The 11,815-nt window shown below is 49.4% G+C and carries 6 protein-coding genes; 5 read left to right on the top strand and 1 reads right to left on the bottom strand.

All coding sequences use genetic code 11. The features are described 5' to 3' along the window. The first annotated feature begins 143 nt into the window (after positions 1 to 143). Positions 144 to 1,844 carry a hypothetical protein gene (locus NZ772_05080; protein ID MCS6812932.1) on the top strand — a complete coding sequence of 567 codons (1,701 nt, stop codon included), beginning with the start codon at positions 144 to 146 and terminating at the stop codon, positions 1,842 to 1,844. A 35-nt stretch (positions 1,845 to 1,879) separates the two neighbouring features. Here NZ772_05080 and NZ772_05075 read toward each other — a convergent pair whose 3' ends face one another. Next, positions 1,880 to 3,064 (bottom strand): aspartate aminotransferase, encoded by a 1,185-nt coding sequence (locus NZ772_05075; GenBank protein ID MCS6812931.1) that lies wholly within the window; start codon positions 3,062 to 3,064, stop codon positions 1,880 to 1,882. A 68-nt stretch (positions 3,065 to 3,132) separates the two neighbouring features. Between NZ772_05075 and NZ772_05070 the strand changes: the two genes are divergently transcribed. From NZ772_05070 to NZ772_05055, 4 genes are all read left to right on the top strand, one after another. After that, a complete protein-coding gene (locus NZ772_05070; GenBank protein ID MCS6812930.1) occupies positions 3,133 to 3,735 on the top strand; it encodes an HD domain-containing protein in 603 nt (200 codons plus the stop codon). A 962-nt stretch (positions 3,736 to 4,697) separates the two neighbouring features. After that, entirely contained in the window at positions 4,698 to 5,231 is a 534-nt protein-coding gene (locus NZ772_05065; protein ID MCS6812929.1) for a hypothetical protein, read from the top strand. Between the two features lie 86 nt (positions 5,232 to 5,317). After that, positions 5,318 to 11,008 carry a translocation/assembly module TamB domain-containing protein gene (locus NZ772_05060; GenBank protein ID MCS6812928.1) on the top strand — a complete coding sequence of 1,897 codons (5,691 nt, stop codon included), beginning with the start codon at positions 5,318 to 5,320 and terminating at the stop codon, positions 11,006 to 11,008. A gap of 98 nt (positions 11,009 to 11,106) precedes the next feature. After that, positions 11,107 to 11,815, top strand: a 709-nt coding sequence (locus tag NZ772_05055) for an extracellular solute-binding protein (GenBank protein ID MCS6812927.1), incomplete at its 3' end; no start/stop codon positions are given.

Genomic DNA, 11,815 nt, shown 5'->3' with positions numbered 1-11,815 from the left:
CAGTAACAGCATGGTCACTAGTCCAGGAACTAGTACAATGTTCACGGAAAGATAACCTCCAACTGTCTAAATAATAGATAGATATACAAGAATACTAGCCATATGTGTCACGCATTCTATGAGCTATTAACAACTATAAACCTATGGGGATTTACAAAAGTGCAATTCTGAAAACACTGACTGTTGTTTTGGTACTATCTGTAATTGGTTTCTCTACAGTTGGTAACAGCGGTGTTTCTTGGGACGAATTAACTGGCATCTTGTCAGTCAGACAAAATATTGAAGTTATCACTAAGGGCAAGCCAATCGAAGGAATTTTCCAATATGACGGAACAGTTTTTAATGTCGCTGCTGAAGCTGTTTATCAAGCTCGCAGAAAGCTCAGACAGATTTTGTTCAAGGCTGATGTAGAAGCTGATCTAACAAGTGAGCAGATCTTACGGAAGAAGTTTGAAGCTAAACATGCATTCACATTTTTCACGTCACTACTATGCTATCTGGCTGTTGCAGCTCTTGTTGGAACTATCTGTGGAATGCAATATGCATGGTTTGGGGCATTAAATCTAGCATTTTTTCCCAGGTTTTGGGGGGATAGTTTTTTCAATTTCAAGGATGTTCCATTTGCAACATTCTTCACTATTAGCACACTTGCATCAGCCTATTTAGTGAATGAGTACTTAAAGAATGATAGGGTTCATGTCGGCTTCAACCGATTAACGGGCTTATCAGTCTTGTATGGGATTCTAATGGGAATCCTTACGGGAGTTAGAGCTGGTGGCTTTGTGATTATCACCTATATAGCCATAGGGTATGTAATCCTTCAATTAGGTAATAGTTGGAATACAATTAGACATGAGAAGAGACGATTAATTAAGATTTTCTTTAATTTCTTTTCATTTTATATCCTCATCGTAATCGTCTGGTTTATAACCACAACCATATGCTATCCATCATCATGGTCAAACCCAATTGTTTGGTTCATTGGGATGATCAAGGCCCTATCAAGTTACGCCTGGGGAATCACAGGTTCTATCTTTTTCAATGGGCAATATATCTCTGGTTTGATGATACCTCGCTCTTACATACCAGTTTGGTTTACTATCACAACACCAGTAATTTTTCAGGTTGCGTTTTTTCTTGGATTACTTCTTTTGTATAGAAGATATTCAAATTTATCAAACCTACAGAAGGCAACTGTAATTTTGACGCTATTGCAGATATTTCTATTGCCTTCCTTAATTATCATCAGACGATCGGTTATCTATGACGGGATTCGACATGTTCTATTTATCCTACCAGGAGTATGTGTTATCGCATCCGTAGCATTAATTTGGATTTATGAGCTGCTTAATAAAAAGAGCCTAAAGATTTTTGTGGTTATGATCCTGCTAGGAATCTTTGTTCAGATTTGCTGGGAGATGGTGCAGCTTCACCCCTATGAATACATTTATTTCAACTCTGTTGTGGGAGGTTTACGCAGAGCTAGTACTCTCTATGAAGTTGAATATTGGGGGTTGAGTATGCGAGAAGCGACTGAATGGGTGAATCAACATGGCAATAAACCGGCATCTATTTTGATAGGGGGGCCAGCACACTCTGTTTCTGTTTTTGCCGATCCAGATATCAAGTTATTTACCTTTGAATTCAGAAATAATAATCCTGATAGGCCTATTCCGTCCTACCTAGCAAGATCATTACCTGCTGATCTGCCAAAATCGTTTTACTACATAGCTATACGCAGCGGCAGCGATCGCTACGATCAAGAACTTTTAAGCTGTCCTCTCGTACATGCTGTCAAACGGAAGGATGTTCCTCTAGCTGTAGTGCGATATTGCAGCCAGTAACCAGAGTTCAGATACAGTGGGGAATGCTGCCAATTTTAGCAGTAATAAATACCTGCTTTTTTCAGGCGATTCAGCACTTCACCCAGACGATCGCAGTCAGCAATCAGGCTGATACGCACATAGCCTTCCCCAGCAGGGCCAAAAGCGTTGCCTGGAGTAAACACAACGCCCGTTTGTTCTAGCACCTTTAGAGCAAAGTCTGTGGAGCCAATACCAGGGGGACAGGGCACCCACAGATACATGGTGGCTAGAGGTTTGGGTATGGCCCAGCCTAGGTCAGCCAAGCCTTGAATCAGAAAATCTCGACGACTGCGGTAGCGTTCTTGTACCTCGTGCAGGTAATGATCGGGCAGTTGCAGAGCTGTCTCCGCAGCTACCTGAATCGCAGAGAAGATGCCGTAGTCCAGGTTAGTCTTCAGGGTACGCAAACCTTGGATGATATGCCGGTTACCGACTACGAAACCTACGCGCCAACCTGCCATGCTGTAGGTTTTCGAGAGGGTATGAAATTCTACACTAATATCCTTCGCACCTGGAATTTCTAGCAAGCTAGTCGGTTGATAGCCATCAAAGGAGAGTTCGGCATAGCAGAGGTCATGCACTAGCAAGATGTTATAGCGCCGGGCAAAGGCTACCACATCCTCAAAGAATTCCCTAGGAGCCGTAGCAGCAGTAGGGTTGCTGGGATAGTTAAAGTAGAGAATTTTGGCACGATCGGCAACTGCATCTGGAATCGCAGCCAGATCAATCAGCCAGCCATTATCAGGAGTCAAGGTCAGAATATGAATGTCTCCACCAGCAATTAGAGGCCCGCGAAAATGGGCAGGATAGGCAGGGCTGGGCACTAAGACCAAATCGCCGGGGTTTACATAGGCCAGTGCTAGGTGAGTCAACCCCTCCTTAGATCCCAACAGTGGTAAGGCTTCTCCATCAGGGTCGAGGGTAACTCCGTAGCGACGATGATACCAAGTGGTAATGGTGCGGCGAAAACTAGCGGTGCCTTCAAAGGGGGGATAGCCATGGTTGCGAGTATCTTGAATGGCAGCGATCGCAGCTTGCACGACCGGATCGGGTGTAGCCCCATCAGGATTGCCCATCCCCAAATCAATCAAGTCTAGCCCTTGCTCCTTGGCTTTGGTTTTCAGTTCATCCAAGCGGGCAAAGACATAGGGAGGCAGATTACGCAGGCGCTCAGCGGGTGCAATCCAATCCAAGCTCATGGGAGATTAATGCAATAGGGTTTAGAGTACTAGGATACAAGCTTGTAGCCCCAGTTCATTCATTTGTTATGTACACCACACTACTTGATGCCCGACTCCAGCAACAACTTCAATTTATTGTAGAAGTTGACCAGTTGAAATTGGTGCTGCGCCAGAATCTGTTGACCGATGGTTCTCGACGAGAAAATAGCGCTGAACACTCTTGGCACTTAGCCATGATGGCAGTGTTATTAGGGGAATATGCCCCTGCTCCAGTCAATCTTCAGCGGGTGATCACCATGTTACTTATCCATGATTTGGTGGAGATTGATGCTGGGGATACATTCTGCTATGACTCCCAAGGCAACCAAGATCAGGCTGCACGGGAACACCAAGCTGCCGATCGCCTGTTTGGTCTATTACCCCCAGATCAGGGCACCTATTTCCGACAGCTTTGGGATGAATTTGAAGCTCAAGAGACGGACGATGCCCAGTTTGCAGCAGCCCTTGATCGCATCCAGCCCCTGATCCAGAACTGGCAAACCCAAGGTGGCACTTGGCGACTGCATCGCATCTGTCGCGATCAAGTGCTACACCGCATGGCTCCAATTAAAACGGGTGCGCCGGCCCTGTGGGCGTTTGTGCAACAGGTGGTAGACGAGTGTGTTGCCAAGGGCTATCTGCGGCCCTAGCCTACAGTATGCTGAAGATAGGAGTACTAGCGTTACTCTATAAGCTTTTTGAGCGGGTCATTGGTTAGCAATCCGCAAAAACCCTGATTTAATTCCAACTGATTGCCGACGCACGAACAAAAATCCCATAGGAACTGGGTTGTCAGGCTAAGGCTCTAATGAAATATTGAACGTGTTAGGCAGCAGTTGTTTAACATGATTTAGTAGAATGGCAGTATGATGGTGTTTCAGTGATCAGGCTCAGGCTTAATTGCATCTGAATTCATAGGCTTACACGGATGGATGCTGGCTATATCTCTCGCGGTGCTTGTCATTGAAATCTACAGGTCAGTGAGATCAGTCACAGCGACTCTAGCGCTGAAGGTACGTTTCTCTGCTCCCAGCTTCTCTATCATAGACATAGGGACACAGAAGACATAGGGACACAGACGTAGAGAACCTTCAGGCTGGTGCCACATCTCGTAGATGCACAAGACTGGGTAGATGCACAAAAACTGGGTATCAGCAATGAAATCTTAGGGTGTTGAGGCAGAGAATTTGCTGTCCACGGATATATTCTGTAGAAGTCGTTAGGATACTCTACAGTTGCTATCACCCTACTTACCTAAGCACGAGAGCACGTGGTTAATTCCGCAGTGGAATAATGCCTTAACCATAGCTGTCGTCAGTCATTGGTTGCAGTGGAAACGGATACTGCCTGTAGCCTTTAACTGCCTACGGGTCAAGTTAACTGCTGCCTACAGCCAAAAACTGGTTGTTAGAACCAATCAATTGCTGTCAAGACTCGTAGTGAGAACTGAAGTCCTCACTACCAATATCCCAACTGGATTGGGATTGCTATCAATTTCAGTACTTCAAGTCCCATCAGGGCAGTTAAGCTGATGCATCTAGTTCTAGTTAGCGTACAGGTTCAACGTCGCAAAAAAGATATAGATTTTGAATGCTAGACCGGGGGCGGTTTTATGGTTTTGTTGATCAGTACTTTTGACCGTGTATTTCATCAGATTATTGACTGGATTCAGTCTATCTTAGGTAAAAAAAAGCAGAAGTCCACGGCCCAGAAAATTCTGCTGGAACGCACTAGCAGTCTGACCCGATTGCTCTTGGTAGAGCGAGACACACCACGAGCGGTCAGAACTTGGCGCAGTATCCCTAAAGTTGGTGATTACGATGTTCTGATCACCTGTGACCATCTATTCAAACTGCCTGGAGAGAAAACACCTCCAGAGAAGCAAAATCCCCATGCTACTCACCGACTGACCGTGATGAAAGTTTCTCGTGTACTTGGAGCCAATGGTAGCCGCCGCATTATCCTGCTATGGAGTGGGGACTTCAACATGGTGGTGGGTGGGGCTGACCAACATCGCTATGCGATCGTCGTCACGGATGCCCTTGCCAAGCAGTTGCTAGGAACTCCGGCTGAGGATATTGTGTGGGATTGGGAGGCACAAAGCTATATTAAGCAGTATATTGGCTCTATAGCTCGCTCGGCATAACCTCATTTCCAATGCAGTCTCCTGAATCAACCCCGCGCAGGCATTCTGCCCCCAATCGTTCTTGGCGCAGACTTTTAGGTCGCACGTTGCTGATTACTAGCGGTGTGGTGACGATTGGCGCAGCGGCTGGCACGTGGTGGTTGCATCGGTTTGTCACTAATGAGCTATCACCCTTGTTGTCTAGGGAGTTGTCTAAAACCCTAGATCGGCCAGTGGTTGTTGGTGCTGTGGAGGGCTATTCGCTGACGGGTGTCCGCGTGGGTCAGTCATCAATTCCTGCTACTAGCACGGATCCTGATCGTGCTGACATTGCGGCAATTGCTGTTACCTTTAACCCACTGCAACTACTCACCCGCAACATCGATCTGCATCTGACACTGGTCGAACCAACGCTCTATGTGGAACAGGAGCAAACGGGGGTATGGGTGCGGATTCCCATACAACCAGAAGAACCGCCTGGTTTGATTCAGAGTCGAATTGCTTCTGTGCGGGTCGATCGGGGTCGCCTTTCCCTTTCTCCTGCTCCACGTCCTGGCATGACCCGCCAAGCCATCACTGTTACACCAGTCAATGGCACTGGTGTGGTTACAGGCCGCAACCAGACAGAACAAATTGTCCTGAATATTAACCTTAATGCAGCCACAGGTGGCGGGTTAACAGTTCAAGGGGACGTATTTCCAGCCCAGGGACGCACCAATTTGCAACTGCGGCTGCAACAGGTTGCCCTTGCTGAGATTGGGCAATTGATCCAGAAACCTTGGCAGATTACGGCCCCTGACACCGATAACCCTGACTTTTTGCCTGTTATGCTGCAATCAGGGCAGGTAACGGGTATCGTTGCAGTGCAAAGCCAGCCAGAGCAGTTTCCTCGGTTAACAGGCACTGTGGATGTGACCAATGCTGCTGTCAAGGTGGTTGGCTTTCCAGAGGTGATTACTGTCTCCAAGGGTCGGGTGCGTCTTCAGGGAGAGCGGCTGCAACTGGAAAATGTCACGGGCGAAGTGGCTGGGGCAACGGTGCGAGTGGCTGGTCACCTCAACACCCAGTATCTAGATTCCACAACCCCACCCACGGAGGGCGATACTTCGTTTTTTGACTTAACGGGGCAAGTGCAGGCGGTCAATGCTGCCAGCCTGTTGCGACGGTTTGGGGTGAAGTTGCCTTTCTCGATCGTGGGTAAGGTGCAGGGTGATTTTCAGGTGACGGGTGCACCCCAACAGCCTGTATTCACTGGGGGTGTAACAACAGCTACTCCGCTAAAGGTCGATCGCCTCACTTTCTCCAATATCCGCACAGCCTTTCGCGTCGCTGATGGCGTGTTGTCTATTTCATCCTTACAAGCTGCTTTGAGCACTGGTGGAACGTTGACGGGCGATGGACGTATTTCCCTCAGTCCAGAGGGAACGGTGCAGGCCAAAGCAACCCTGGTGGATGTGGACGGTGATCAGTTACTCAAGCTCTATGCAGCCGCGGTCTCCCCAGACTTCACCCTGGGTAAATTGCGAGCAGACGGTCAAGTCTCCGGTAGTTTCAAGAACCTGCGGGGTGACATTCGCTGGCGGGCACCCATGGCTACCTATCCCGGCTCTGGGCGGATAGTCCTTGCCGGTGACAGAATCCTCTTCCAAGATACTCGGTTAGCGGTAGACGGCGGTACCTTGCAGGCCCAAGGAGAGATTCGCAATGGTGCGTGGCAGGCCAATGTCACTACCGATACGTTGCAGCTAGGTCGCATTACGCCGAATTTACAAGGAGCTGTCAGTGGTCGCATAGCTCTATCTGGGCGATTGGCTGCACTGCGAGCGGATGCTATTCGTGCTGATGGTGACTTGGTGCTGTCTCAAGGACTGGCTACGGTGAAGCAACCGATCACGGCTGGTTTTGCTGAACCTTTGACAGCATCCTTTACTTGGGATGGACAACAGTTGTTCCTAAGGCGAGTGAGCAGCGATCGCCTCTCAGCTAGTGGATCTATTACCACCAGCCGTCGTGACAATACACTTGCGGTTACTGGATTGAACCTAGCACTGCGGGTACGTGACCTTGATCTGGCCACACTGCCAGGAACCGCTGGACGATCGCTAGCATCAGGACTAGCCAGCTTTACAGGCCAAGTCAGCGGCAACCTCACTAATCCCAATGTCACTGGAGTGCTGACGGTGAATCGGCTAGGGATTAACCAGCCGCAAGGATCCCCCATTCGCGTGAACCAGGCGATCGCTAATTTTAGCTGGAATGGTCAGCGCTTACTGCTGCGGAATGTCAATGCCGATGGATTAATGGCTAAAGGGACGATCAATACAAGCGTCCAGGGTGGTATTCCCCAAGTTACAAGCCTGAACCTACAGGTATCAGCACGAGATTATGACCTGCGATCGCTGCCGATTCCGGCCAGCACCCTCCGACAGGCAGGGATTACAGCCCTCGGTGGTCGGGCATCCCTAGATGGTCGCATTACCGGCACCCTTGCTGCTCTGACCATTGACAGCACCGTCACCGTCAATCAGTTGGCGCTTAGTCGTACTGGACTGTCTCCGTTGCGCGTTAACCAACTGGCAGCAGCCCTTCGTTGGGATGGACGCACCCTCTATGTTCGTAATGCTACGGTGGATGATTCTTCCCTCAGTGGTACGATCGCTACTAACGCTCAAGGTGGCTTTCCCTCGCGGATTACAGCCCTTGACCTCCAACTAAGCCTGCGTGACTATAACCTTGCAGCACTACCCATTCCCCCCATTAACAGTCCCCAGGGCAAGCTCACTCCCCAGGGCCGTTTTACCTATGCTGGACGATTAACAGGTAACCTGGATGACTTGAACCTCAGCGGCACCCTGACCCTAAATCAAGTAGCTCTTAACCAACCGACTGGCAAGCCTGTGGTGGCCTGGGACAGCGCTGTCTTCAATGGTGGCATCACGGGTGCGATCGCGGCTCTGCGAGCGCGAGGCAATCTGCGAGTCGAGAATCTGCAAGCCTTGGGATCCCCCTTTGAACCATCCTTGGCGGGGACGATAGATTACACAATTGGTAAAGGTGGTAATCTGTCTATCGCCGGACGGCGCGATCGCGTCACCGTGGCCTTGGGAGCTGATAATGTGCCAACGGCGTTCTACGTTAAGCGCGATCAATCCATTGCGGAGGGTAGTCGTCAAGGCGATCGTCTGCGATTAAATCTGACAGAGGTACCTGTTACTGACCTGCAATGGCGACCAGTACCCGGTTATGGTGCAGTGGCTGGGGTTGTAAGTGGCAACCTTAACGTCAACCTGAGACAAGGCACAGGCTTTGGGCGAGTTACCATCAAAAAGCCAGCCCTTGGTCATTTAACTGCTGATAGCTTCAGTGGCAATATTAGTTACCTGAATGGTGTCGTCACCCTAACGGATAGTGAATTCCAAATTGGGCAGGGTCGCTATGCGGTTACCGCTAGCGCCAAGGTAGGTGCTATTCCTCAGTTTAACAGTACTATTACCATTGCCAATGGCACCCTTAATGACCTGTTCACGGCCCTCAAGTGGTTCGACCTCACGGATATTGCTAGGGGACTGCAACCTCCTGCCTTTGATCGAGCCACCGATTTACTCATCTATCCCGTTGGCAGCGATGATCCCAACACCCGCCTCAATGCTCAACTCCAGCGCCTATCAGAAATCGATAAGTTGCTGTCTCAACAAATCCAAGCACAACGCCTTAGCCTAATTCCAGACCTACGTCAAGTTCAAGGCACTATTTCTGGCACGGTCAATGTTGCTAGTAACCCTAATGCAGGACTGACAGCTACATTTGACTTACAAGGGGCTAACTGGCGGCTAACGCCCTACCAGGCTGATCAGGTCACCATCAAGGGTGACTTTAAGGATGACATTCTCACCCTGCAACCACTGCGATTTAGCTCCACAGATGGTACTGCTTTTCTTACCTACGCTGGCCCCCTCAGTCTCAAAACTTTGTCAGGACAAGTCCGCTTTCAAAATCTGCCCCTGGATAATGTCATCAACTATTTTGAGCTGCCGTTACCGGTATCTGGCAAGCTCAATGGCACAGTCGCCTTGAGTGGCAAATTATTAGAACCTCGGTTCAGTGGGCAACTCGGCCTTGTAGATGGGTTATTGAACGATGAGGAGATTGAGAAAGCAATTGCTAACTTTAACTATGGATCCCGTCGAGTCAATTTCCGCTCGGTGCTCACCATTCAAGGCCCAGAACCCCTAGTGGTTGAAGGCAGTCTACCCGCCATCCTGCCCTTTGACTTGTCGCCGCCTACTGCAGATGCCAACCGTATTGCCCTCAAGGCAGATCTGAACAATGAGGGGTTAGCACTGTTGAATATTTTCAGCAAGCAGTTTACTTGGGTAGATGGTAGGGGCAATGTGAGTTTGGAAGTCAACGGAGATTTGGAGCAAGCAGCCGCTGATAACCCCTCACCGTTGGTGATTAGGGGAACCTTGGCACTGCAAGATGCCAGCTTTAGGGCGCAGGGTTTGCCTGACACGATTACGAATGTTACTGGAAAAGCCTTATTTACTGGCGATCGGCTGTTTGTCGAGAGAATTGAAGGGCGCTACAACAAAGGTACGATCGTCATCAATGGTTCTCTACCGATTAGTGAGTTGCCTGGCCAATTACCTGCTAATGGGAATCAGGATAATGGTCTACCTGCCGTGCAATCACCCTCTGTCAATCAACCTCCCCTTACGTTCAACATGACTGACATCAGCTTGAACATTAAGGGTAAGTATCGAGGACAAGCTAATGGCACTGTGCAAGTTACGGGAGGCGTTCTGAACCCTATTCTCAGCGGCAATGTTACCCTTACTGATGGTATTGTCTTCTTGGCTGGTGAAGATGCCCCACCTCCTCAGAACGGAATTCCGGATAATGTGACGGCTGGGGTTGCTGACAGCGAGAATGCTCTCGTGCAGCCTCCAGAGTTTGACAATCTGCGCATCACGCTGGGCAACCGGGTTGTGATTTCTAGCCCACCGCTGCTGAGTTTTGTGGCTAAGGGGGATCTGTTCATCAGTGGCACCTTCGCAGACCTTCGACCTACGGGCACGATTCGCCTAGAGGCTGGTCAGGTAAATATTGGTTTGGCTCAGCTTAACCTGGCACGCGGGTTTGAAAATACAGCTACCTTCACACCACGTCAAGGATTGGATCCAATTCTGAAAATCCGACTGATTACGTCGGTACAGGAAGTGTTTCGCCGTCCGATCGCCATTCCTTCGGTAACTGGCTTTACCAGTTCTGAACAGGCAGAACTGCCTGCTGGTGCCCTAGGTGCTTTGCAAACGGTGCGCATTCGGGCAGAGGTTGACGGCCCCGCTAGCCAACTGCAAGATAAGCTAACCTTGACTAGCAGCCCTCCCCGCACCCGGGAAGAACTGATTGCCCTTCTAGGCGGCACGTCTAACCTAGAGCAGGGTGACAGCCGTTCCCTAGAAATTTTGGCTGGAACTGTATTGTTGACCCAACTTCAGGGATTGATTGGCAACGCGATCGGACTGACAGACTTCCGCCTGTTCCCCACGTTGGTAGGGACTTCTAACCGACGAGAAGATGCTCGCCGATCGGGAACCTCTAGCCTAGGGTTAGCCGCCGAGATCGGTACTGACATTACTGATAATCTATCGGTTTCTCTACTCCAAGTTTTAGGCTCCAACCAGCCCACGCAGTACAATCTGCGCTATCGTCTCGATGATCAGTTTCTCCTGCGGGGATCAACGGACTTCGCTGGAGATTCTAGGGCGGTGATTGAGTTCAGCACTAGATTCTAGGGCTAGGGCGATCGCTCGGTAGGGCAGTTACCCAGATCCTGTAGATTAGTGCCAGAAACCATTACACTAGTGCAAGCGATTTAGCAGTGTTTAAGTCTATGAAGGTTTGGCAGCGGTTTGGCATCTTTGCCCTCTTGGGGTTGCTCCTCAGTTGGTTAATCAGTTGTAGCAGTCCATCCACTACTAGCGAAACGTCTACCGGAGGCAAAGCCGAAGTCGAATTTTGGACAATGCAGCTTCAGCCACAATTCACAGACTACTTCAACACACTCATCGCCAACTTTGAACGAGAAAACCCCACAGTTAAAATTCGCTGGGTGGATGTACCATGGGCGGCCATGGAGAGCAAAATTCTAACGGCTGTATCTGCCAAAACAGCGCCCGATGTTGTTAACCTGAATCCAGACTTTGCCTCGCAACTGGCGGCTCGTGATGCCTGGTTACTGCTCGATGACAAAATCCCTGAAGCAGTTCGTCGTCAATATCTGCCCAACATTTGGAAAGCTAACACGTTAGATGGCAAAAGTTTTGGTATTCCCTGGTATCTCACCACCCGTGTTTCTATCTATAACCAGGATTTGTTTCGGCAGGCTGGCGTTACCAAGCCACCAGCCACCTACACAGAGTTAGCGGAGGTTGCCCGACAAATTCATGACAAAACTGGCAAGTATGCGTTTTTTGTCACCTTTGTGCCGGAGGACTCCAATGAAGTACTTCAGTCCTTCATTCAAATGGGTGTACCCTTAGTGGATGCCCAAGGCAAAGCAGGATTTAATACACCTGACGGCAAGGCTGTATTTCAATACT

It is taken from the genome of Cyanobacteriota bacterium (assembly GCA_025054735.1).
Lineage (GTDB): Bacteria > Cyanobacteriota > Cyanobacteriia > SKYG9 > SKYG9 > SKYG9.
This window is presented reverse-complemented; position numbering and strand designations above follow the sequence as displayed.